Origin of the sequence: Stenotrophomonas sp. Sm6012 (assembly GCF_030985895.1) — a bacterium.
GTDB classification, from domain to species: domain Bacteria; phylum Pseudomonadota; class Gammaproteobacteria; order Xanthomonadales; family Xanthomonadaceae; genus Stenotrophomonas; species Stenotrophomonas forensis.
The window spans coordinates 1-22,541 of sequence record NZ_JAPTFX010000051.1; the positions used below are offsets into that span (position 1 = coordinate 1).

The 22,541-nt window shown below is 67.1% G+C and carries 16 protein-coding genes and 1 pseudogene; 2 read left to right on the forward strand and 15 right to left on the reverse strand.

Annotated elements, in window-relative coordinates; genetic code table 11:
• Window positions 1-55: 55 nt before the first annotated feature.
• The 12 genes from O0J73_RS10940 to O0J73_RS10995 form a co-directional block, all read right to left on the reverse strand.
• A complete protein-coding gene (locus tag O0J73_RS10940; RefSeq protein ID WP_006465816.1) occupies window positions 56-1,375 on the reverse strand; it encodes a dicarboxylate/amino acid:cation symporter in 1,320 nt (439 codons plus the stop codon).
• Window positions 1,376-1,432: 57 nt separating this feature from the next.
• Entirely contained in the window at window positions 1,433-3,148 is a 1,716-nt protein-coding gene (locus tag O0J73_RS10945) for a BatD family protein (protein WP_308308696.1), read from the reverse strand.
• A complete protein-coding gene (locus O0J73_RS10950) occupies window positions 3,145-4,989 on the reverse strand; it encodes a tetratricopeptide repeat protein (protein WP_308308697.1) in 1,845 nt (614 codons plus the stop codon). Before O0J73_RS10950 ends, O0J73_RS10945 begins: the two co-directional genes overlap by 4 nt.
• On the reverse strand, window positions 4,986-5,990 hold the full coding sequence (locus O0J73_RS10955) for a VWA domain-containing protein (protein WP_308308698.1): 1,005 nt from the start codon (window positions 5,988-5,990) through the stop codon (window positions 4,986-4,988). The genes O0J73_RS10950 and O0J73_RS10955 overlap by 4 nt, the downstream gene beginning before the upstream one ends.
• Entirely contained in the window at window positions 5,987-6,436 is a 450-nt protein-coding gene (locus O0J73_RS10960; protein WP_308308699.1) for a DUF4381 family protein, read from the reverse strand. Before O0J73_RS10960 ends, O0J73_RS10955 begins: the two co-directional genes overlap by 4 nt.
• Window positions 6,433-7,362 carry a DUF58 domain-containing protein gene (locus tag O0J73_RS10965; protein ID WP_308308700.1) on the reverse strand — a complete coding sequence of 310 codons (930 nt, stop codon included), beginning with the start codon at window positions 7,360-7,362 and terminating at the stop codon, window positions 6,433-6,435. Before O0J73_RS10965 ends, O0J73_RS10960 begins: the two co-directional genes overlap by 4 nt.
• Window positions 7,363-7,370: 8 nt before the next feature.
• On the reverse strand, window positions 7,371-8,396 hold the full coding sequence (locus O0J73_RS10970; RefSeq protein WP_053450672.1) for a MoxR family ATPase: 1,026 nt from the start codon (window positions 8,394-8,396) through the stop codon (window positions 7,371-7,373).
• A 167-nt stretch (window positions 8,397-8,563) separates the two neighbouring features.
• The gene (locus O0J73_RS10975) at window positions 8,564-10,528 is read right to left on the reverse strand and encodes a type IV pilus secretin PilQ family protein (RefSeq protein WP_197563882.1); all 1,965 of its coding nucleotides are present in this window, start codon (window positions 10,526-10,528) and stop codon (window positions 8,564-8,566) included.
• Between the two features lie 21 nt (window positions 10,529-10,549).
• Window positions 10,550-11,083, reverse strand: a complete 534-nt coding sequence (locus O0J73_RS10980) for a pilus assembly protein PilP (protein ID WP_006465989.1) — start codon at window positions 11,081-11,083, stop codon at window positions 10,550-10,552.
• Entirely contained in the window at window positions 11,083-11,757 is a 675-nt protein-coding gene (pilO, locus tag O0J73_RS10985; protein ID WP_006465991.1) for a type 4a pilus biogenesis protein PilO, read from the reverse strand. The genes O0J73_RS10980 and pilO overlap by 1 nt, the downstream gene beginning before the upstream one ends.
• Complete coding sequence (locus O0J73_RS10990; RefSeq protein WP_197563883.1) at window positions 11,754-12,632, reverse strand: PilN domain-containing protein; 879 nt, start codon at window positions 12,630-12,632, stop codon at window positions 11,754-11,756. Before O0J73_RS10990 ends, pilO begins: the two co-directional genes overlap by 4 nt.
• Window positions 12,632-13,690 (reverse strand): pilus assembly protein PilM, encoded by a 1,059-nt coding sequence (locus tag O0J73_RS10995; RefSeq protein WP_005410860.1) that lies wholly within the window; start codon window positions 13,688-13,690, stop codon window positions 12,632-12,634. Before O0J73_RS10995 ends, O0J73_RS10990 begins: the two co-directional genes overlap by 1 nt.
• Before the next feature lie 219 nt (window positions 13,691-13,909).
• On the opposite strand from O0J73_RS10995, the pseudogene O0J73_RS11000 reads away from it, so the two are divergent.
• Window positions 13,910-16,331, forward strand: a pseudogene (locus O0J73_RS11000) (penicillin-binding protein 1A).
• Window positions 16,332-16,661: 330 nt separating this feature from the next.
• Entirely contained in the window at window positions 16,662-17,312 is a 651-nt protein-coding gene (locus tag O0J73_RS11005; RefSeq protein ID WP_308308701.1) for a hypothetical protein, read from the forward strand.
• Between the two features lie 101 nt (window positions 17,313-17,413).
• On the opposite strand, the gene O0J73_RS11010 is transcribed toward O0J73_RS11005, so the two are convergent.
• The 3 genes from O0J73_RS11010 to O0J73_RS11020 all read right to left on the reverse strand — a co-directional run bounded on the left by O0J73_RS11010 (window position 17,414) and on the right by O0J73_RS11020 (window position 22,531).
• Window positions 17,414-18,160 (reverse strand): hypothetical protein, encoded by a 747-nt coding sequence (locus O0J73_RS11010; RefSeq protein ID WP_308308702.1) that lies wholly within the window; start codon window positions 18,158-18,160, stop codon window positions 17,414-17,416.
• A 69-nt stretch (window positions 18,161-18,229) separates the two neighbouring features.
• Window positions 18,230-21,754, reverse strand: coding sequence for an ESPR-type extended signal peptide-containing protein (locus O0J73_RS11015; protein WP_308308703.1), 3,525 nt, complete (start codon window positions 21,752-21,754; stop codon window positions 18,230-18,232).
• A 69-nt stretch (window positions 21,755-21,823) separates the two neighbouring features.
• Window positions 21,824-22,531: a pilus assembly protein gene (locus O0J73_RS11020; RefSeq protein WP_308308704.1), complete on the reverse strand. Its 708-nt coding sequence runs from the start codon at window positions 22,529-22,531 to the stop codon at window positions 21,824-21,826.
• Between the last annotated feature and the right edge of the window lie 10 nt (window positions 22,532-22,541).

The following is a 22,541-nucleotide window of genomic DNA, read 5'->3' on the forward strand; positions in this document are numbered from 1 at the left end:
CCCCCCCCCCCCCCCCCCACTACCGCCCCCGGAGTCCGGGGGCGGAAATCTGGGCTCAGTCCTGCTGTGGACCGAGCGCCGGGCCGTCGTGGGACTCACCCTTGGCCACCAGGGTGGTCAGGGCCAGGTCGCCGGTCACGTTCAGTGCGGTACGGCACATGTCCAGGAAGTGGTTCACGCCCAGGATCAGGCCGATGCCCAGCGGGTTCACGCCGACCATCGCGCAGATCATCGCCACCACCGGCAGCGAGCCCGACGGCACGCCGGCGGTACCGATGCCACCGAGGATGCACACCGCCATCACCATGAACTGCTGGCCGATGCTCAGGTCCACGCCGAAGAACTGGGCCAGGAAGATCACCGTCACGCCCTCGAACAGCGCAGTGCCGTTCTGGTTGGCGGTGGCGCCCACGGTCAGCACGAAGCGCGACACGCGCTGCGGCAGGCCCATCTGGTCGGCCACGCGCAGCGCGGTCGGCAGGGTGGCGTTGCTGGAGGCGGTGGAGAACGCCATCACCGTCGCTTCCTGGGTATCGCGGAAGAACGACAGCGGCGAGCGGCCCGACAGCCACACGGCGGTGCCGTAGGTCACGATCATGTGCAGGCCCAGCGCCAGCACCACCACGCCCACGTAGGCGCCGAGGCGGATGATCAGCTCGAAGCCGAACAGCGCGGCCAGGTTGAACATGAAGCAGGCCACCGCGTACGGGGCCAGGCGGATGACCAGGTTGATCAGGGTCATCGAGATTTCGAACACGCCTTCAATGGCGCGGCGCAGCGGGGCGACCTTCTCGTTGTCGGTCAGCACCATGCCGATGCCGAACATGAGTGCGAAGAACATCAGCGACAGGATCGCGCCGTTGTCAGACGCGGCCTGCAGCACGTTGCTCGGCACGATCGACAGCAGCATGTCCATGCCCTTCGGCGTGCCATGGATGCCGGCCACGATCTCCTTGCTGCGCTCGGCGTTCTCCGACAGCATCATCGCCGCGACCTGCGGGTCGACGCCGGCACCCGGCTTGAGCACGTTGACCAGCACCAGGCCGATGCCCACCGCAATGCCGGACAGCAGCACGGTGTAGGCCAGCGTCTTCCAGCCGATGCGGCCGAGGGCGCGGATGTCGCCCATCTCCGACACGCCCATGATCAGCGCCGAGAAGATCAGCGGCACGATCAGCATGAAGATCAGGTTGAGGAACAGGCCCGAAGCCGGGGTGGTGACGTAGTCCATTACCCACTTGGCACCGCCCTGCAGACCCTCGACGCTGCCACCCAGGGCGTGCACGGTCAGTCCCAGGACAAGGCCGATCGCAAAGCCGATGCCCATCTTCCAGTGCAGGGGCAACTTCTTCTTGTCGGCAGCAGCTGCTGTCATACGCGGGTTTCCTCGAAAAATGAATGCACTCTAACAAAGCGCGCAAGCGGCGCCGGTTCAGGTTCGCCGCGGTGGATACAGCGGCGCCAGGCCAGTGTCAGCAGCACCCGCAGCCGCCGACCAGTGCGGTCCGTCACGGAAGGCCGTGCGCAGGCGCGTACGCAGCGCCGCCGGATCACCCTGCCCGCCCCAGCGCGCCTGCTGCAGGTCCTGCAACACCTGGCACTGCTCCGGATCGTCCAGGCGCGCGATGACCTGCTCGACACGTTCGACACCGGCCATCGCGCACAGCTGTGCTTCCACCTGGTCGAAGCCCTCGCCATCGAGCACCCGGCGCAGTTCGGCCAGGCCGGCACGCCCGCTCGCCACAGTCGGCACAGCGGACGTGCCTGCGACAGGCGCCGCTGCACGCGGGCGACGGCCACGCTGCCAGCCCCACAGCAGGGTCAGCAGCCACAGCAGCGCCAGCCCGATCGCCGCGCCCATCCAGGGCCATGGCCGCTCGGCCATGCCGCTGGCGCGCGGGTCGGTGGCCGCGATGCGGCTGTCCTGGCCATCGGTGCCGGGCAGCGCGGCATCGGTGTCGATCGGCGGCAACGGGGCCGGCGAGGTATTGCCGCCGCCATTGCCCGCCGCAACCGCCAGCGTCAGGTCCGGCAGCGTTGCTTCCTGTGCCTTGCCGCTGCGCACATCCCACCAGGGCAGGCGCGGGCCGGGCACCACCAGCGAACCCGGCTGGCGTGGCACGATCGAATAGCGGCGGGTGATCTTCAGGCGTGGCGTGCTGCCGTTGAAGGTCTCTTCGTACTGTGCTGGTTCGGCGAACACCTGCGCATTGGCGCCGACATCCGGCACCGGCAGATCGGTGAACTGCGCGCGCGTCGCGCCTTCGGCAACCGCTTCGACCACCACGTTGGCGGCCTCACCGGTGCGGGCGCTGGTCGGCGCACTGGTATAGCGCAGCTGCAGGCTCTGCAGCGGCAGCCACGGCTGCGGCGCCTGCGCCGGCTGTGCCTGCACCTGCAGCGTGCGGTCGGCGCCGGTAGCATTCATGCGGCCGTCGCCCCCGCCAAAGAAGTCGTCGAAGAAGCCACCGGCACTGCGCCCGCTGAAGCGCGCACCGGCCAACCGCAATGCGCCGCTGCGCTCGGGGATCAGCAGGAAGCGGCGTTCGACCACGTTGTAGCGGCGCCCGTTGACCTGGCGCACATCGGTGCGGTCATCGCCCACGCGCTGCAATGACGCGCCCGCCGGGGTATCCAGTACCAGTTCACCCGACGCCAGCTGCGAAGCAAAGTACAACCGCACCACCACGCCCACGCTCTGCTGCACGTATGGCGTTTCGTCATCGACAACCGTCTCGATGAAGGCCATCGCAGTGCTGTCCGGGCCCGCCACGGCGGCCGCGTCCACTTGCAGGGTCAGCGGCGCGGTACGCACACTGCCCACCTGCAGGCCCGGAACCACCAGCGCACCGCTGCGCCGCGGCGTCAGCGCCACGCCGTACAGGTTGCGCTGCTGCATGCTGCCGTTGCTCCACTCCACCTGGCGGCTGCTGGTCTGCGCGCTGAGATCGAAGTCGGTACGCAGGGGCGTGAAATCTGGCGCGCCCTGATCGCTCTCGACATTGAGGGTGACCGTATCGCCCATTGCAATGCGATCGCGGTCCAGCCAGGCGCGCGGCTGCGCCCAGGCCAGCAGCGGCAGCCACAGCAGCAGCGCTGCCAGTACCTGCCGGGGCCAGCACCCGTGCATGTTGATCACCCGCGTCATCGCCCTTCCCTCTTCCTGCGTTCGTTTTCCAGCTGGAACTTGGCTCGCAGCAGCGCGCCCGGATCATCGGGTACGCGTCGCATCCACGCCTCCACGGCCTGTTGCTCCTCGCGCTGGCGCGGGGTGGTGCCTTCGCTGCCTGGCACGGGCTTGCCATCCTGTTCGCCCTTGCCTTCACGTGCCTGCTGCATTGCCTGCTGCATGCGCTGGCGCTGCTGCTCGTCGGCCTGCGCCTGCGCCTTGGCATCTTCCACCTGCGGTGGTGCCTGCTGGCCATCGCGGCCGCGCTCGCCGGGCTGCGGGCTCGACGGGGAAGTGTCATCGCCGGGCTTGGGCTGGCCCTGCTGGCCCGATTGCGGCTGGCCCTGCCCGGGGTCTTTCTGCCCCTGCTGCGGTTGCTGGCCCGACGGATTCTGCTTGCCCTGCGAATCGTTCTGCTGCTTCTGCCGGCCGCTCTGCTGGGGCTTCTGCTGGTCCTGGCCCTGGCCCTGGCCTCCCGACTGCCTGCGCTTGCGCGCGGCATCGACCACAGCGCGGTTGGCCACCGCATCGGCCATGCCCGGATGCAGCGCCAACGCGCGGTCATAGGCGGCGATGGCCTCATCGTAGTTGCCCTGGCGTGCCAGCGCGTTGGCCAGGTTGTACCAGCCGGCATCGCTGTCGATGCCTTCGAACTGCTTGCGTGCATTGGCGAAGTCGCCGCTGCGGTACGCCTGCACACCTTCGGCCAGGCGCTGGTGCTGCAGCTGGTCAGCGCGCTTCCACAGGGTGCCCTGCGCGGGCGGCGGTGCGGGTGCTGCTGGCGCCTGCGCCTGCACGTCACCGATCCAGGGCAGCAGGCCAACAGCCAGCACCGCGGCCAGCACTGCGCGGCGGCGGAAGGCCAACAGTGCCAGCAGCATCAACGGCGGCAGCAGCCAGAAGCCTTCATCGCGCCACTGCATGCCTTCGCCCGGCCGCTGCGACGCCGTGCCCTGGCGCGCATCCAGTACCCCCAACGCACGCAGGTCACTGTCATCGGCGGCGATGCGCGCGTAGCGCCCGCCACCTGCGGTGGCCACGGCGCGCAGGCTGCCCTCATCCAGCGCCGCCTGGCGGATCTGGCCATTGCCATCGCGATAGGCCGCACCGGCCGGCGTACCCAGCCCCAGCACCGAAACCTGCAGGCCCAGGCTGCGTGCCTGGGCCGCGGCCAGCGCGGCCTCACTGTCTGCCTGGTCGGTGACCAGCAGGATCTGTCCCTGCAGCGCAGCGACCTGCCGCATCAACTGCGCGGCCCAGTCGATGCCGCGGTCGGCACGCTGTCCATCGCGCGGCATCACCTCGGGTGACAAGGCATCCAGATACAGCGCGACATTGCTGCCGTCATCGGTCAACGGGGCCACCGTATAGGCGTCATCGGCATACACCACCAGGCCGACCTGGCCGCCCTTGCGCGCGCGCAGCAGCTCGCCCAGCTTGGCCCGCGCCTGCAGCAGCCGCGACGGCGGCAGGTCGGTGGCGGTGATCCGGCTGGACAGATCCAGCACGACCAGCAGCGGTGCGCTGGCCTGGAACATCGGCTGCGCCTGCTGCCGCCAGCTTGGCCCGGCCATCGCCAGCGATGCCAGCGTCCAGCCCAGCAGCAGCGCCCACGGCAGGCGCGTACGACGACGCGTGCCGGCCGCCAGCAGGTGCGGCAGCAGGTGTGGATCCACCGCCTGCCGCCACGCATCGCTGCGCCGCTGCCGGTACAGCGACAGCGCGAGGATCACCGGCAGCGCCAGCAGGGCCCACAGCCATTCCGGGCGCAGGAAATGCAGCGCGTTCCAGTCGGGAAGATTCGACGCCAACGCGATCATCGGCGACGCTCCGGCCACAGCCACGCCAGCGCGCCCAGCAACAACGCCAGGCCCAGCGGCCAGGCATAGCGTTCCTCGCGCGGGCGCAGGCTCGGCCCTTTCGCAGCGATCGGCTCCAGCCGGTCCAGTTCGGCATAGATGCCGGCAAGCTGTGCCGTATCGCGTGCGCGGAAGAACTGGCCACCGGTCATGCCCGCGATCTTCTTCAATGTGGCCTCGTCGACCGGATCCTGGTCGGCGGCAATGGAGATGCCGAACACGCGCATGCTGCCGTCGCCGCCAAACGCGACGGTGTGGATGCGTACGCCCTCGGCGCGGGCAACTTCGGCCGCGCGCAGCGGCTCCAGTACGCCGGCATTGCTGACACCGTCGGTCAACAGGATCAGTACTCGCTGGCCTTCGGGCTGGCTGCGCAGGCGCTTCACCGCCAGGCCGATGGCATCACCGATGGCGGTTTCGCGGCCGGCCAGGCCGACCACGCTGTCGCGCAGCTGGTCGCGCACACTGGCCAGGTCAGCGGTAAGGGGCGTCAATGTGTAAGCACGGTCGCCGAAGATCAGCAGGCCGATGCGATCACCGGCGCGGCGGTCGAGGAAGTCGGCCAGCACCGCCTTGGCTGCGGTGAGGCGATCCACGGCCTGCCCGCCGAGCACCATGTCGCCCTCGCCCATGCTGCCGGACACGTCCATCGCCAGCATCATCTGCCGGCCCTGTTGCGGTGGGGTGACGGCCTCACCGAGTTGCTGTGGACGGGCAAGCGCAACGCACAGCGCGCACCAGCCCAACCACAACAACAGGGTACGCAGCCAGGACACGTCGACGCGGCCACCACCGGTCAGTGCTTCCAGTTCGCTGGCGGCATATGGCACGCGCAGCGCCGCGCCGGGGTCAGCGCGACGCTTCCACGCGTACATCAGCAGCGGCAACGGCAACGCCAGCAGCGCCAGCGGCCATGCCAGCTGCAGGTCCGGCCACGGCCAGTAGCTCGCCAGCAGATTCATCGACGACGCTCCAGCAGCATTGCCAGATAACGCGCGCGGGACCAGCTGCGCACCGCGGCCACTTCGCCGGCTTCGACGCGTGGCCGATAGGCGCCCTCGGCCAGCAGGCTGCGTCGTGCATCGGACAACGTGCCCTGCGGGTCCACGCGTTGCCACCAGGCGTCGTCGCGCAACGACTCACTGCCTGGCCGCGCTTGGCGCGCGGCACGACGCAGCAGGCCGGCGATCGCCGCCAGTTCCGCCGCGCCGTCGGTGCACGCCGCCAGCTCCCCGTCGAACTGCTGCAACCAGCGCTGCCGACGGCGGCGACGCTGCCACCACACGAATGCGACGACCGACAGCAGCAGTAGCACCGCCGCACCGATCATCAGATAGCCCGGTGCCGGTGGCCACCACGACGGGGCCGGCGGCAGCTGCACATCGCGCAGCGGCAGGTTGGCGCTCATGCCGGCACCTCGGTCGGCACCGGGGCCAGCCACGCATCGCTGGGCGCATCGGTGGACAGCACCTGCACGTCGACGCGGCGTGCGCCGAGCTGGCGACGCAGTTCCTGCAGCGGCTCGACGAAATGCGCGTGCCAATGCGCCTGCACGTCGCTGCGGCGCAGGTCGAGTCCAACGCGCTGCTGCGCGGTCTGGAACTGCAGCGCCGCCGACGGCGGCTGCAGTTCCAATGGATCGACCAGCAGAACCAGGCTGAGGTCATGGTGCTGGGCCAGTGCGCTCCAGCGTACCGGCGCAATCCGCGCCGCCTGCTGCGGATCGGCCAGCACCAACATGCGCGCACCGGGGCGCAGCACGCGACTGGCGTGGTCCAGCGCACGCTCGAGACCAAGATCATCGGTGGGAGGCTGCGCGTACCAGCGGGTGAGCGCATCGAGCACGCGCAGTACACCACGCGGCCCGCCTGCGGGCGCGACCGGTGGCTCGCGGTCGCTGCCACGCAGGGCGCCCACGCGGTCGCCTCGCCGCTGCGCCGACCAGGCGGCAACGGCGCCCGCGCGTGCAGCCTGTACCGACTTGAAGCGCACCCGGGTGCCGAAATACAGCGCCGGCGAGGTGTCGGCCACGATCAGGCTGACCCGCTCGCGCTCGGCCTGGAACAGCTTGGTGTGGGCACGACCGGTACGCGCGGTCACCCGCCAGTCGATATGCCGTGCATCATCACCGGCCACGTACTCGCGTGATTCGGCGTACTCCATGCCACGCCCGCGCAGCGGCGACGGCGCCTGCCCGGCATTGCCGGCACGGCCGCGGCGTGGCGGCGGCGGGCGCTGTGCCAGGCGACGCAGCGCGACCAGTTCGGCCAACTGTGGGCGCAGCCCGTCGCCCTCACTGGCGATGGATGCGGATTCCGGGGATGGATCGGTCATGCGCAGGCTCAGGGTGCCGGCACCCGGGCCAGCAGCTCCTGCACCAGGCGCTCGCCATCCCAGCCTTCGGCAGTGGCTTCATAACTGGGCAGCACGCGATGGCGCAGCACATCAGCGGCGACCGCGCGCACGTCATCGGGCGTGACGAAATCGCGGCCGGCCAGCCAGGCACGCGCACGAGCGCAGCGTTCCAGCGCGATGGAACCTCGCGGGCTTGCGCCCCACGCGATGCGGCGACCGAGGCCGGCGTCGTAGCGCGACGGATCGCGCGAAGCCAGCACCAGTTCGATCAGGTAGCGTTCCAGTGCGGGCGCCATGTGCAGGTCCAGCACTTCGCGACGGGCCGCGAACACATCCTGCATCGGCAGCTTCTCCGGCGCCGGCGCAGCTTCGCCCAATGCGCCACGGGCACGCTCGCGCGCCAGCCGCAGGATTTCCGATTCGGCCGCCTGGTCCGGGTAGCCGATGCGCACGTGCATCAGGAAGCGGTCCAGCTGTGCTTCCGGCAGCGGGAAGGTGCCTTCCTGCTCGATCGGGTTCTGCGTGGCCATCACCAGGAACAACGACGGCAGCGCGTAGGTGTGGCGTCCCACGGTGACCTGGCGTTCGCCCATCGCCTCCAGCAGCGCCGACTGCACCTTGGCCGGCGCACGGTTGATTTCATCGGCCAGCAGGATCGGGTGGAAGATCGGGCCGGGCACGAACTCGAAACGGCCTTCCTGCGGGCGCCAGATCTCGGTGCCGGTGAGGTCGGCCGGCAGCAGGTCCGGGGTGAACTGCACGCGCGCGAAGTCCGTTTCCAGACGTGCTGCCAGCGCGCGGATCGCCGTGGTCTTGGCCAGTCCCGGCGCACCCTCCACCAGCAGGTGGCCGTCGGCCAGCAGCGCGATCAGCAGGCGCTCGACCAGCGCGGACTGGCCGACGATTTCGGCGGACAGCGCATCGCGCAGCTGGCTGAAGGCGGCGTGCAGGCGGGAGCTGGCCGGCGCGGGCGGCGGCGGGACGGTTTCGGGCATCGGCGGAGGCAGGTTCATGGGGGCCTTTGACCGGCGCAGGACGGCACGGGTTCCCGACATCATCGCAGGGTGCCCTGCGATTGACATCAAGAACGGCTGAACAGCCCTTCGCGCACCGCGTGACCGGCCTCAACGAAAAAGGGCCGCACAAGGCGGCCCTTCTTCCTGCAACAGGTGGTACCGGCTCAGTTCTGCTTGGCCACGCGCAGCACCTTCGGCGTGACGAACACCAGCAGCTCGGCCTTGTCCTTGCTGCGGCCGCGCTTCTTGAACAGGTTGCCCAGGAACGGCACGTCGCCCAGGAACGGAACCTTGCTCACGCTGCTGCGGTCGGTGAACTCGTACACGCCGCCGATCACGACGGTCTGGCCATCGTCCACCAGCACCGCGGTATTGACTTCACGGCGGTTGATTTCCGGCACGGTGCCATAGCCCTGCAGCTGGATCAGGCGCTCCACTTCATCCTTCTTCAACTGCATGTTGAGGAACACGCGGTTGTCGTTGGTGATGGTCGGGGTCACCTTCAGTTCCAGCACCACTTCCTTGAACTGGACATTGGGCGTGGCGACGCCGCCGGTACCGCCACCGCTGATGGTGACGTAGCCGATTTCCTTGCCCTGCTTGATCAGTGCCTCGCGCTGGTTGGTGGTCACCACGCGCGGGTTGGAGATCACTTCGCCACGGGCCTCTTCCTGCATCGCCGACAGCTCCACGTCCAGCAGGTAGCCGGCATTGAGGATCGACAGCGCCAACGAGCCCGGGGTGGCGGTCGAAGCGGCAGGCAGGTTGAAGTTCAGGCCACGGGTGATGGCCGGAAGCAGCGGCACCGGTGCCGGTCCAACGCTGCCGCCCGCTTCCCAATCGCGATAGGCCTTGGCATTGGCGGCCGAAGTATCCGCCTGCGACAGGCGGGTCTTGCGGTTGGCTTCCAGGTCACCACTGAAGTACACGTTGTCGCGGCTGCCGCTGATGCCGAACTTGGCACCCAGCTCGCGGGCGAACGTATCGGTGGCGATGACGATACGGCTTTCGATCAGCACCTGGTCAACCGGCCGGTCGATCACGCCGATCAGTTCACGCATGCGCGCGATCTTCTTCGGGATGTCGCTGATCATCAGCGTATTGGTGCGCTCGTCGGCCACGATGCGGCCACGCGAGGACAGGAAGCCACTGTCTTCCTGCGACGCCGAACCACCGCTGCTGCCGTTGCCGCCACCACCGCCGATACCCTTGGCTTCGGTCAGTGCCTTGAAGATCTGCGTGGCGCTGTGGTAGTTGATCTGCACGTAATCGGTAACCAGGTCTTCGCGGTTCTCGATCGCGATGCGCGCGTCTTCCTTCTCCTGCTCGAACTTGGCCAGCTCGGCCTGCGGCGCAACCCAGATCACGCTACCGTCGCGACGCTTGTCCAGGCCCTTGGCCCGCAGCACGATGTCCAGCGCCTGGTCCCACGGCACGTTGACCAGGCGCAGGGTCACATTGCCCTGCACCGAATCGGACGCCACCACGTTGAGGTTGGATTCCTCGGCGATCAACTGCAGCACGGTGCGCACCGGCACGTCCTGGAAGTTGAAGGTCACCGGCTTGCCGGTGAAACCGCGCTGGCCCACGGCCTTGGCGGCCTGCGCAACGCTGCCCGCAGTAACCGCACCGACTGCCGCCGGCGCCTGACGCGGGCTGATCTCGACCACGTATTCGTTGCCGCTCTGGTAGGCCAGCGAATCCACCGCACCGCCGGTGCTCAGGACCAGCTGGGTACCCGCGCCGGAGGGCTTGGCGTCGATGCGCTGCACCGGCGTTGCGAAGTCGGTGACGTTCATCGGCTTCTGCAGGTTGGCCGGCAGCCGGGCGTTGCCGACATCGACCACCACGCTGTTGCCCTGCGTGCGCAGGTCCGGCACCGCACCCTGCCCGTCGAACTGGACGATCAGGCGACCGGCACCATCATCGCCGCGCTTGAAATCAATCTTCGCCACCGACAGGCCTGTCGGTGCGACGGCCGCAGCCACGGTGGCGCCGGCCGGCTTTTCCGCCGGCGTGGCAGCCAGCGCCGGAGCGCAGGCCAGCATCAGCGCGACTCCCAACGCGCTGACACGGTTCAAGGTAGAGCGCCGGATGGGACGCAGCCCCTTGGCTTGGTGAAAGGTCATCGTGCTATCCCCAGTAAACGATCATTGATCTTCAAGCGAGAGCGTTGCCGGCCGTTCCAGCCAGCCGCCCGCACCATCCGGCACCAGTTCGATCAGCTCCACGCGGTCTTCGAAGACCGCCGTGATCCGCCCGTCGCTCTGTCCCAGGTAACCGCCCGGGCGCACCCGGTAGGTCACCTTGTCCGGCCCCATCACCAGCGCGACGACGCCTGCACCCGTGCCGATGGTGCCGACCATGTCCAGTGCGTCCAGCGGGAAGCCTTCCAGCGGCTCCTTGCGCCGGTTCGGATCCGGACGCAATCCGCCATTCCCCTGCTGCGGATTGGTCCAGGCATCGGTGAACGGGTCACGCATGCCCTGCGCCGAATACTCGAAGGTCTCGAACTGCTGCATCACCGGCAGCGGCTCCAGCGGCTGCGCCGGCCGTGCCCGCTCGCCTTCCACCCACTTTTCCAGGTTGGGGGCGTCGCCGGGCGTGCTGGTCACGCCGCGGCCGCAGGCAGCCAGCAGCAGGACCGCCAACGCCATTGCACCGCGTGCGATGTACGTGCGCATCACTTCTTGCCCCCCTTGCCCTTCTTCTTCGCCTCGGCATCGGCAGCAGCCTGCTGCGCCTGCACTTCGGTCTCGTCCAGATAGCGATAGGTCTTGACCGTGCCGGACAGCTCCAGCGCACCGCTACGCACGTTGCCCTTGGACTTGTCCTTGGGCTTGAGGTTGATGTCGTGCATGGTCAGGATCACCACCCGCGGCAGCGACGCCACGCCGCTGACGAACGCGCCGAACTGGTGGTAGCTGCCCACCATCCGCAGCTTGATCGGCTTCTCGGCGTAGAACTCCTTGACCTGCTCCTGCTCGGGCTCGAACAGCTCGTTGGCCAGGCCGCTGGACAACGCGGTCTGCGAGATGTCGATGATCAGGTCGGGCATTTCCGTCTTGCTCGGCAGCTGCCGCAGCATCTGCTGCAGCACCTGCTCCATCTGCGCCAGCTGCTGCTTCAGCGGGGCCAGGTTCACCGCGCGTTCCTGCTGCTTGGTGAACTCGGAACGCAGCTCGACTTCCTTCGATTCCAGGCCAGCAAGCTCCTCGCGCTTGCCGCTGATCAGCAGCATCCACGCCAGGAACATGATCACCAGCGCCAGCACCGAGCAGAAGACGATCTTGGCCTTCTGCGGCCAGTTGCCGATGTCGTTGAAATCGAGGTTCTTCAGATCGATCTTCTGGCTCATGCGCGGTCCCCCCGCAGCGACGCGATGAAGGCCTGCGGCGGCTGCGCCAGGCGGCTTCCCTCAGACTTCGGCGCCGGCTTGGCAGCCGGCGCTGCCGGCTGGTTCGGCTTGGCCGGTGCAGCGGCCGGTGCCGCCGGTGCCGGTGCCGGCGCATTCGCGGCCGGAGCCGCAGCCGGGGCAGGTGCGGCAGGCGTGGCAGCGTCCGGGCCTGCGGCAAGCGGGGCCACCGCAGCCGGCGGTGCCGAAACAACCGTGCCATCTGCGTTCAGGCCCGGCGTCGCCGCGACTTCTTCGCTCTGTGCCGGCAGCTTCACCTTGACCACGAACACGTACGGCAGTGCCTTGATGTCGGTGACCGGACCGGTCTTGCCGTCCTTGTCCTTCTCCGGCTCGCGCGCCTCGATGATCGACAGCTCCGGATTGGTCATCCAGCCGGAGGTGTCCAGGTTGCGCATGTAGGCCGAAACACGGGCGTTGGACTGGGTACGGCCTTCCAGGGTCAGCACGTCGCCTTCCTGCTTCAGCGCGGTCAGCACCACGCCATCGGGAATCGTACGCACCAGCGCATCGAACAGATGGACCATCTGCGAGCGCTTGGCCTGCAGTTCCTCGATCACCTTCTTGCGTGCCAGCAGGCGTTCCTTCTGCGCATCGAGGCGGTCGATCTCCTTGTTCTGTTCCTTGACCTTCTCGATCTCGGCCGACAGATAGGCATTGCGATCCATCTGGCCGCTCACCTGGCGGTCGTAGTAGAACCAGATCAGCAGCGACAGCAGCAGGCCACCGATGGCGGCCATGCCCAGCATTGCGTAGAACTCACGCTGGCGTTGCTTGCGCCGCTCGGCGCGCCAGGGCAATAGGTTGATGCGTGCCATCAGTCGAAGCTCCTCAGCGCCAGACCGGTGGCGATCATCAGCGCGGGGGCGTCCTGGGCCAGCGCATGCGCGTTCACCTTCGGGCCCAGGGTCATCTGTGCCAGCGGGTTGGCGACCACGGTCGGCACGCCCAGCTGTTCTTCGACCATTTCCGGCAGGCCACCCAGCACGGCACAGCCGCCGGCCAGCACGATGTGATCGACGCGGTTGAACTCGCTGCCTGCGTAGAAGAACTGCAGCAGGCGGCTGATCTGCTGCACCGTCGCTTCCTTGAACGGTTCCAGCACTTCCATCTCATAGCTTTCCGGCAACCCGCCCTGGCGCTTGGCCAGGCCGGCTTCCTCGTAGCTCAGGCCGTAGCGGCGCATGATCTCGTCGGTCAGCTGCTTGCCACCGAACACCTGTTCGCGGCTGTACAGGCTGCGGCCGCCGCGCAGGACATTGAGGGTGGTCATGGTCGCGCCGATGTCGACCAGCGCGACGACACCGTCGATGGACACCGGCAGCTCGCTGGCGACCAGGGCATAGGCGTTCTCGACCGCGAAGGCCTCCACGTCCATCACCTTGGCCTGCAGGCCACCGAGCTCCAGCGCCGACTGGCGCAGCTCCACGTTCTCCGAACGCGACGCGGCCAGCAGCACCTGGACCATCTCGGGGTTGTTCGGGATCGCCCCGATCACCTCGAAGTCCAGGTTCACTTCCTCGATCGGATACGGGATGTAGTTGACCGCTTCCAGCTCGATCTGGGCTTCCATGTCGTTCTCGTCGAGCTCGGCCGGCATCGGGATCACCTTGGTGATCACCGCCGACCCGGCGACGGCGGCAGCGGCCAGTTTGGCCTTGCTGCCTGAACGGTTCATCGCCCGGCGGATGGCCTCACCGACCGCTTCCACCTCCACGATGTTCTTCTCCACCACCGCATTCGGCGGAAGTGGTTCCACAGCATAGTGTTCCACACGGAAACGATTGCCGCTGCGGGACAGCTGCAAAAGCTTTACCGCAGTCGAACTGATGTCGACGCCTACAAGCGGCGACTGACTTTTTGGGATGAGCCCCACGGTTTCTCCCCTGCCGACGGGCACTTGGACACAAGACCTGCGTCCGAGCATTAATAACGTATTCTTAGCAAATGGCAACGACCCTGCTGTGAAGTCCCTCACGGATTCACATTGCAGCCCCTGGCAGTTCCCCTTGCGCTCCCCGGTGCCGACCCCAGCCGCCACCTTGCGTAATCTATACTCTGCGACCACGAAATTCGCAATCGGAATCTGAACCCGATGACTCGACTCCGCCGCTGGCTGCGCTGGATCTTCCTGATTGTCCTGGTCCTGGCGCTGATCGGCGCGGCCGCCGTGGGCGGTCTGTACTACGCCGTATCCTCCAAGCTTCCCGACGTGCAGACCCTGCGCGACGTGGAGATGCAGGAGCCCATGTACGTCTATGCCGCCGACGGCAAGCTGATGGCGGTGTTCGGCGAGACCCGCCGTACCCCGGTCACCATGAAGGACGTGCCCGAGCGCCTGAAGCAGGCGTTCCTGGCCACCGAGGATGCCCGCTTCTACGAGCATGGCGGCGTGGACTACATGGGCATCGGCCGCGCGGTGTGGCTGCTGGCCACCACCAACGACAAGCGCGTGCCGGGTGGTTCGACCATCACCCAGCAGGTCGCCCGCCAGTTCTTCCTCAGCTCCGAGTACAGCTATACCCGCAAGCTGGCCGAGATCCTGCTGGCGCGGAAGATCGAGTCCGAGCTGAGCAAGGACGAGATCTTCGAGCTGTACCTGAACAAGAGTTTCTTCGGCAACCGCGCCTACGGCGTGGCCGCTGCCGCCGAGTTCTATTACGGCAAGAAGCTGGGCGAACTGAACCTGGACGAGATGGCCTCGCTGGCCGGCATCCCCAAGTTCCCCTCTTCCGGCAACCCGATCTCCAACCCGGAACGTGCCCGCCAGCGCCGCGACAACTATGTGCTGCAGCGCATGGCCGACCTGAAGTTCGTCACCCAGGCCGAGGCCGACGCGGCCAAGGCGGTGCCGATGCATGCCAGCGCGCATGAGCCGCCGGTGCAGGTCGATGCGCCCTACGTGGCCGAACTGGTGCGCCAGGAAATGATCGCCCGCTTCGGCGGCGATGTGGTCAACAAGGGTTACCACGTCACCACCACCATCGACTCCACCCTGCAGACCGCCGCCAACCTGGCCGTCCGCGATGGCCTGCTGCTGTACGACCACCGCCACGGCTGGCACGGCGTGGAGAAGCAGGTCCAGGTGGGGGCCGGCGAAGATGCCGCCGCCCTCGCCGAGCACCTGCGCGGCATGTTCGGCCAGTCCGGCCTGCTGCCGGCCATCGTTGCCAGCACCGGCGCCGACGGCAGCGCCACCGTAGTTCTGGCCAACCGCAGCGAGATCGTGCTGCCGGCCGGCGCCGCCAAGTGGACCAACAAGACCCCGGGCAAGCTGGTGCAGCGCGGCGACATCGTGCGCGTGCGCGCCGGTGCAAAGGACGGTGAGTGGCTGCTGGACCAGCTGCCGCGCGGGCAGTCCGCGCTGGTCTCGCTGGATGCCCACAACGGCGCGTTGAAGGCGCTGGTCGGTGGCTTCAGCTTCTCCGGCAACAAGTTCAACCGTGCCACCCAGGCCCGTCGCCAGCCGGGCTCGAGCTTCAAGCCGTTCGTCTACGCGGCCGCCTTCGACAAGGGCTACAACCCGGCCTCGATCGTGCTTGACGCCCCGGTCGTGTTCCGCGACCGCCGTGGCAAGACCTGGGCCCCGCAGAACGACGGCGGTGGCTTCCGTGGCCCGATGCGCCTGCGCGAAGCGCTGGTGCAGTCGCGCAACCTGGTCTCGGCGCCTGCTTGACGGCATGGGCGTGGACTACGCGCGCAAGTACATCAGCGAATTTGGTTTCGCCGAATCGGAACTGCCGCCGAACCTGTCGATGTCGCTGGGCACCGCCTCGCTCACCCCGCTGTCGGTGGCCCGTGGCTACGCCGTGTTCGCCAATGGCGGCTCGCGCGTGGACACCTGGCTGATCGACCAGGTCAACGACCGTGACGGCAACCTGGTGTTCAAGGAAAACCCGGCGCTGGCGTGCCGCGAGTGCGCCGGCAGCAGCGACCAGCCGGTCAACCAGGTCGTGGACGGCTTCAACTTCGGTGCCCCGGCGCCGAAGGTCGACCCCGCTGCGGCAGCCAAGGCCGAAGCCAAGACCGAAACCGCTGCCGTACCGGCCAACCCGGATGCCCGCACCGCCCCGCGCGCGATCGACGCCCGCACCGCCTACCAGCTGGTGTCGATGATGCGCGACGTGGTCCAGCGCGGTACCGGCGTCCAGGCCAAGGTGCTCGGCCGCGAGGACGTGGGCGGCAAGACCGGCTCCACCAACGACCACCGCGACGCCTGGTTCTCCGGTTTCGGCGGCCCGTACGTGACCACCGTGTGGGTGGGCCGCGACGACTTCCGCTCGCTGGGTTACCGCGAATACGGTGGCAAGGCTGCCCTGCCGATCTGGATCGACTACATGCGCACCGCGCTGAAGGACACCCCGATCGCGCAGAACGACCCGCCCAGCGGCATGGTCCAGGCCACCCTCAACGGCGCCACAGAGTGGGTGAAGGTGGAAGACATGGACCGCCTGACCGACTACGACCTGAACCTCAATACGCCGCAGGCCGACGCCGCCGCGTTCGATATCTTCTGAGGAAGGGTGTGGGTGGGTGCCGACCTTGGTTTGGCACAGATGCCGCCCCTGGTAGCTGCCAACCTTGGTTGGCGCCCCATGCCGACCAAGGTCGGCACCTACCAGAGCGTCGGTAGCTGCCAACCTTGGTTGGCGCCCCATGCCGACCAAGGTCGGCACCTACCAGAGCGTTGGTAGCTGCCAACCTTGGTTGGCGCCCCATGCCGACCAAGGTCGGCACCTACCAGAGCGTTGGTGGGTGCCAACCTTGGTTGGCACCTCCGCGAAATACCCACGCAGATGTCACATCCGTGCGCTAGTCTGTAACCAGGCCGCAACAGGAGTCATCGCATGCATCGCGCACGCCAGCATGCTGCCAGCCAGACCCGCGAGCGGCGTCACCGCCTCGCCCACGAAGCCGCCCGCCTGATGGCCGAAGGCGGCATCCGCGACTACCACCAGGCCAAGTTGAAGGCCGCCAGCCGCCTCGGCATCCACGACGATGCCTCCCTGCCCCGCAACACCGAGATCGAGGACGCCCTGCGCGAGTACCAGCGGCTGTTCTCAGGGCCGCAGCATGGCAACGAACTGCAGCGCCGCCGCGAAGCCGCGATGCGCGCCCTGGAGTTCCTGCACAGCTTCGCCCCGCGCCTGGCCGGCCCGGTGCTGGAGGGCACCGCCGACGCCAACAGCCCCGTGCAGCTGCACCTGCACAGCGACGACCCGGAGGCCGTGCACCGCTTCCTGGACGAGCACGGCATTCCCGCCGAATCGCGCACGCGCCGGCTGCGCATGGACCGCGAGCGCAGCCTCGATGTGCCGGTCTGGGTGTTCAGTGCCGAAGAGCTGACCTTCGACCTGGCAGTGCTGCCCTATGACGCCCTGCGCCAGGCACCACTGTCGCCCGTGGACGAGAAGCCGATGCGGCGTGCCTCCGTCGCACAGCTGCGGCAGGTGCTGGCCGAGGCGGAAATCACCGCCTACATCGGCGGACCAGGTTAGCGGCAGCAGCCGACGGCGTGTGGTGGGTGCGGACCGGCGGCCCGCACGTTGCTTCGGGTATCCGGGTACCTGACCGAAAGGCAGCCGGGCACGGCTCGGCGCTACAGGGGGTACAGGTGCGGCTCTTCCGCATCCCCGGTCAGCAAGCGCGCCAGCCACGGTGCGCCCGCGCGTTGTGGGTATTCCAGCATCATCCGTGCGTGCATGGCCTGCAGATCCCCCAGCAACCAGGTCTGGTTGTAGGCATCGCCAAATGTATCGGACCAGGCGCTCTGCACGCGCATGCGCTCACCGCCATCGAGGTTCGGCATCCTGTCCAACGGCTCGGCAAGCACAGACGCCAGCGCCTCGTTGATCGCTGCATTCTCCGCCTGCGCCGCACGCAGCAGCTCCAGGCGATGGGTCACCCGCCAGCACTCGTAGGGGAAGCAGCTTCCGGTCGCAGTGATGTAGTCGGCCATGTCAGCCAGCAGGTGGGCCTTCAGTTGCCATGCCTCTGCACTGTCCAGCAGCTGCCGCACCTGCAGCGTGCGCAGTGTGCCGGAGCGGACCTCTTCGGGCGTGTTGAACATCTCGCCAGGCGCGCTGCCACCGTGCCGCACACTCACGATGCGGCGGATGGCCTCATGGGTGATGTTCTCCACGCGCAGCGCCGCCGCTTCGGGATGCACGCGTGGGGGCGGCACGCTCGCTACCCGCCAGTAGTACCACAGCACCATCGCCATGCACGCCAGGCACAGCGCGCTGGACAGCATCCAGCCGTCCACATTGCGCGTGTAGTACCGATAGCGCGCACGCCACAGGTAGAAGCTGCGATAGTTGATGAACTGGCGTACCCATCCGTACATCGCCTTCTCCTCGGCAAGCGCCCCGGCGCGGCAGGGTTCGCTACGCGCACCACGCCGGGGCTCCATGGCTTACCAGCCGATGCCCACACCCACGCCCATGCTGCGCTCACCACTGTTGGTGAAAGCACCATTGAGGCTGAAGGTGGCCGAGCCCTTGTCGTTCAACACGCGCTGGTAACCCACCGCCATCGCCGATTCGCCCTCGGCATAGCCCACGCCCGCACCGAGGCGGTTGTAGGTAGCCAGGCCGGCGGTGTTCATCGCCATCGCGGTCTGCGCGCTGCTCATCGCCGCCATGCGGTTGAAGCGCTTGTCCATCTTGTTCAAGCGCGCATCCACTTCGCGGGCGATGCCATCGCTGTAGTCGTTGGCGCGGGCCAGCATCTTCTCCAGCTCGGCGGTGTCGACCTGCGGCTTGGGCGATTCCGGTGCGTCGGCCTTGGGCTGCGGCGCGGGCGAGGACTTCGGTGCGTTGCCGGTATCGGCGACGAGCTTGTCGTCCTGCGTGGCGGGCGGCGTGGGTGCGGCGGCCTCCTGCTCGGTGGATGCCAGTGCCATGGCACGCGACTGCGGCGCCGGGCCCTGGCCGTCTACGCGCTGCTCCAGTCCGTCGATGCGGCCGTTGAGCTGCTGCTGCACCGCGTGCAGCTGGCCACCGTTGACCGCCTCTCGACTGCCTGCGGCGATCAAGCCGTTGGCCACGTTGGAGATGACCATGCCCTGCGCACCGGCGAGGGTGAGCTGGTTGAAGCCATCGGCACGGGCGGTGGCGGTGTCCTGGAAGATGGAACGGAGCTGGCCTTCCATGCCGTCTACGCGGGAGGTGGCGCGGAGGACGGCGCCATCGAGGATGGCCAGTGCGCCGCCTACGGTGCGCTGGTCGGTGTTCTGGACTCTGTAGGTGGGGGCCGCCACGTTGCCGTTGGCGTCCAGCTTGGCGCCACCACCGAGGGTGGCGAGGCTATCGTTCAACTGGCCAACGGTGGTGGCGTTGTGGTCGGCGGTGCCGCGGGCGATGTGGACAAGCCGACGCTCAAGACCAGCATTGCCAAAGGAAACCGCGCGCGACTCGTCCGCCACGGAACCGGCACCGATCGCTACTGAGTTCTCGGCACCTTTGCTCACTGAACTGTTGGAACCCAAAGCAACACCTGCGGTTTCTTCCACGGAGGAGAACACTCCCAGAGCAAACCCGGCCTCGGCAGATTCATCGACGCGCGAGGCGCGCCCCAGTGCTACAGAATTCCTTCCTCGTGCCTTGGCAAAGCTACCCAGCGCAACACCGCCTTCCGACAGCAGCGAAGCTTCGGCAGAATCTCCCAGCGCCACACCAACGGCACCTGCATGAGCAGCCACACCCGGCCCCAGGTCGCCAACCACAACGAACTTCGACTGCGCAGCAAGGTCACCTATTTTGGAAAGGGCATCGCCAATTGAGTTACTCGCCGCCTCCAAGCGCACATTTGTTGCATAGAGCTGGCTGCCGGTCACTGCCTCGCTGCTCTGCTGACTGAGCGTACCCGCGGCAACCCCTGTGACCTTTCGCTGCTTGTCAGACCGATTCAGAACGCTCACGACAGTGCCATCGTCCAGCGCCCCCAACCGCAGCACACCGGCGGGCGCAAGCTGAATCAACCCTTCCAGTGCAGCCGCCTTCGACAACGCATCGCCCGCGTTTGTCATCGCGATCTTGGCAGAGGCGTCTGCATCCTGTGCCGTCTTTTCGGTGGCGAACAACTGCGCGCCCGTGACTGCCTCGTTGCTGGTACCAGAAACAACGCCCTGTGCAACATTGACGATCTTCCGCACGGTATTGGTGCTGCTGTTGCCAACCGAGACCTGACCCTCGGCGCTGGTCGCCGAGCCGAAGCCCAAGGCTACTGAACCCGCATGCGTGGCGAAAGTGCCGCCACCAATGGACACCGCGTTATCTGCCAACGCCTTTGCGGAGTTACCGATCGCCACGGCAGAAGAGCCCGCCGCTTCAGTGTAGATACCCGCGGAGAGAGCGCCGACACCCATTGCGTTTGCCTTATTGGAGTCGTTGCCGGCAATGCCGTGCGCTAGCAGATAGGTGGACGCCTTCACCTGGGAAAGCGCAGTGTCTGCAGCGGCTTTGGCATTCTGTGCAATCGTGTTCGTCTGGTACAGCTGAGCCCCCGTCACTACCTCGTTACTGGTAGCCGACACTGCACCATTTGAGACGTTTACGATCTTTCGAGTGGTGTTCTTGCTGCTGTTGCCCACGGAGACTTGACCCGTTGCGCTGGTCGCCGAGTCGGCGCCCAATGCCACTGATCCAGAATGGGTCGCATTGGCCAATGCGCCGAGCGCCAACGAGTCACTAGCCGTCGCGCGGGCACCATAGCCGACGGCGGCGGACGAGCTGCCAGTTGCCATGGACAGGTAGCCCATGGCGGCCGCCGAGTTCTCGGTCGCCTGACTACGGTGACCCAGTGCTGTGCCGTTACTCCCGCTGGCGTAGGAACTCAGCCCTAGAGCTACCGCATCTTGCCCTGGCGCTTTTGCATCACTACCTACCGCCACCGATTGCTTCCCGGCACTTGTCCTTGCACCAAGTGCTACGCCGCGCTCACTCGACGCCTGAGCACCGATCCCGACATAGACCGACTCGCCACTCAGCCGAAGGGCGTTTTCATTGGCCTTGCTCTGTGCCGACGACGCCTCGCCACGAGCAATATTGGCCGTGCTTTGCGCAGCCCTGGCAATGCTCTCAACAGCATCCGATGCAGCCTTTACTTTGTACAGCTGATTTCCGGTAACCACCTCGCTGCTGCCATCGGCTACTCGGCCGTCGGCAACGTTGATGATCCGGCGCTTCAGCCAGCTGTTTCCCACTGAGACAACACTGCTCTCGGTAGCCTGTGACCTACTACCCAGCGCTACGGACGACTGGCCGGTTACGCTGGCCTCATCACCCAACGCCATGGAGAATCCCGATTTTGCCTGGGCTTTCCAGCCCAAAGCTATGGATACGTCACGCGCATCGGACCCTGCACCGATCGCCAAGGCGCCTGGAACACCGTCGGATCCGGCATAGGCGCCTCGGCCAATCGCAATCGCGTCATCGGAACCGGTGCGGGTATTCGCGCCACTGCCGATCGCCACGCTTCCAGCTGCATTTGCGTACGCCTTCGCGCCGACAGCGGTTGCGTTTCCCTGCTTTGCAGTTGCCCAGTAGCCAATTGCAACACCATCTCCATTTGCTTCTGCGATTCTTCCAAATACGGCGTTGCGGTCGCCGGTGGCCGTTGCACCGCTGCCGTACACGGTGTCGTAGGCGCCCAATAGCCCAACACTCTGCGGAGACATCAGCGGCGAGGAAGAACTGATGCTCCCGAGCATCAGACCGCGCTGTTCCGCTTGTTCCTCGCAGACTTCCTGCTCTTCGGAGCATTCGTTCGCATCTTTCGCTTGAGCCCCGATCCCCAGACAGAGAAGTGTCGGGAGCGCGATCAAAGCCGCCACGCCGGATGTTATCTGGGACGACTTGCCGCGCGGCGAACTGAACTCACTGGCCACCACCCAGCACTGCCGGGCGGCATTCCAGATACGTCGATAGATGCGGTTCATTGAAGCTCCTTAACAACACAGGGAAAAATCGGCCCGCGCGGGTGCGCAGGTCAAAGAATGGGAATGGACTCAGCCGGCCGACGCGGCCACGGTCTGCACGTGCTCGCGGTAGCCGTCGCGGGTAAGGCGATAGCGCAGCTGCAGGGTGCTGCCGGCCTTGGGTTGGAACGGAAGTTCCAGCGCGGCATCCGGGTACAAGCTGTGGGAGACATCGTGGGCGGTGCAGGCGCCGGCACTGCTGCATTCGGCCACGCTGGTGATGCCAACGCGCAGCGTGCCGATGTTGTGCAGGGTGTTGCCCTGCAGGCGCAGCGCCACCTCGCCATCGGCGGGCAACACGTTCACCAGGGCACCCCAGACCAGGCTGACGCCCACGTTGGCCTGTGATCCGCCCTCGCCTTCGCGTTCGATCTCTTCCGGCCCGCGTACACCTTCGAAATAGATGCGATAGGCGGTTTCCTTTTCCACGCTCTGCAGAGGGATCAGGCGGATCAGGCGATTGCCACCTCCCGACAGCGCGAACTTGCCCGGAGTGATGGTGATGGCGGCCTCGTGTGGCTCCACCTCAACTTCGCGCTCGTTCTCACTGGCCGGGTTGTCGATGCGCCGCAGCGCGGCCTGCACGTATTGCGGCTGGGTGGACTGCGAATACACGCGGATCTGCGCGCTGCGCTTGCCTTCAATCGACGTGCGCATGGGATGGATGGTCAGGTTGGCCTGGGCCGGCAGTGCAACCAGCAGGACCAACGGCAGCAGAGAGAGAGCGATCTTTTTCATGGGAGGTTCC

Excerpts from the sequence above, each read along its gene's own strand:
- O0J73_RS10970 (WP_053450672.1), bottom strand. The coding sequence starts at position 8,396 with ATGAACCTGCCTCCGCCGATGCCCGAAACCGTCCCGCCGCCGCCCGCG.
- O0J73_RS10940 (WP_006465816.1), bottom strand. The coding sequence starts at position 1,375 with ATGACAGCAGCTGCTGCCGACAAGAAGAAGTTGCCCCTGCACTGGAAG.
- O0J73_RS10990 (WP_197563883.1), bottom strand. The coding sequence starts at position 12,632 with ATGGCACGCATCAACCTATTGCCCTGGCGCGCCGAGCGGCGCAAGCAA.
- O0J73_RS10950 (WP_308308697.1), bottom strand. The coding sequence starts at position 4,989 with ATGATCGCGTTGGCGTCGAATCTTCCCGACTGGAACGCGCTGCATTTC.
- O0J73_RS10980 (WP_006465989.1), bottom strand. The coding sequence starts at position 11,083 with ATGCGCACGTACATCGCACGCGGTGCAATGGCGTTGGCGGTCCTGCTG.
- O0J73_RS11005 (WP_308308701.1), top strand. The coding sequence starts at position 16,662 with ATGCATCGCGCACGCCAGCATGCTGCCAGCCAGACCCGCGAGCGGCGT.
- O0J73_RS11010 (WP_308308702.1), bottom strand. The coding sequence starts at position 18,160 with ATGTACGGATGGGTACGCCAGTTCATCAACTATCGCAGCTTCTACCTG.
- pilO (WP_006465991.1), bottom strand. The coding sequence starts at position 11,757 with ATGAGCCAGAAGATCGATCTGAAGAACCTCGATTTCAACGACATCGGC.
- O0J73_RS10975 (WP_197563882.1), bottom strand. The coding sequence starts at position 10,528 with ATGACCTTTCACCAAGCCAAGGGGCTGCGTCCCATCCGGCGCTCTACC.
- O0J73_RS11020 (WP_308308704.1), bottom strand. The coding sequence starts at position 22,531 with ATGAAAAAGATCGCTCTCTCTCTGCTGCCGTTGGTCCTGCTGGTTGCA.
- O0J73_RS10965 (WP_308308700.1), bottom strand. The coding sequence starts at position 7,362 with ATGACCGATCCATCCCCGGAATCCGCATCCATCGCCAGTGAGGGCGAC.
- O0J73_RS10960 (WP_308308699.1), bottom strand. The coding sequence starts at position 6,436 with ATGAGCGCCAACCTGCCGCTGCGCGATGTGCAGCTGCCGCCGGCCCCG.
- O0J73_RS10955 (WP_308308698.1), bottom strand. The coding sequence starts at position 5,990 with ATGAATCTGCTGGCGAGCTACTGGCCGTGGCCGGACCTGCAGCTGGCA.
- O0J73_RS10945 (WP_308308696.1), bottom strand. The coding sequence starts at position 3,148 with ATGACGCGGGTGATCAACATGCACGGGTGCTGGCCCCGGCAGGTACTG.
- O0J73_RS11015 (WP_308308703.1), bottom strand. The coding sequence starts at position 21,754 with ATGAACCGCATCTATCGACGTATCTGGAATGCCGCCCGGCAGTGCTGG.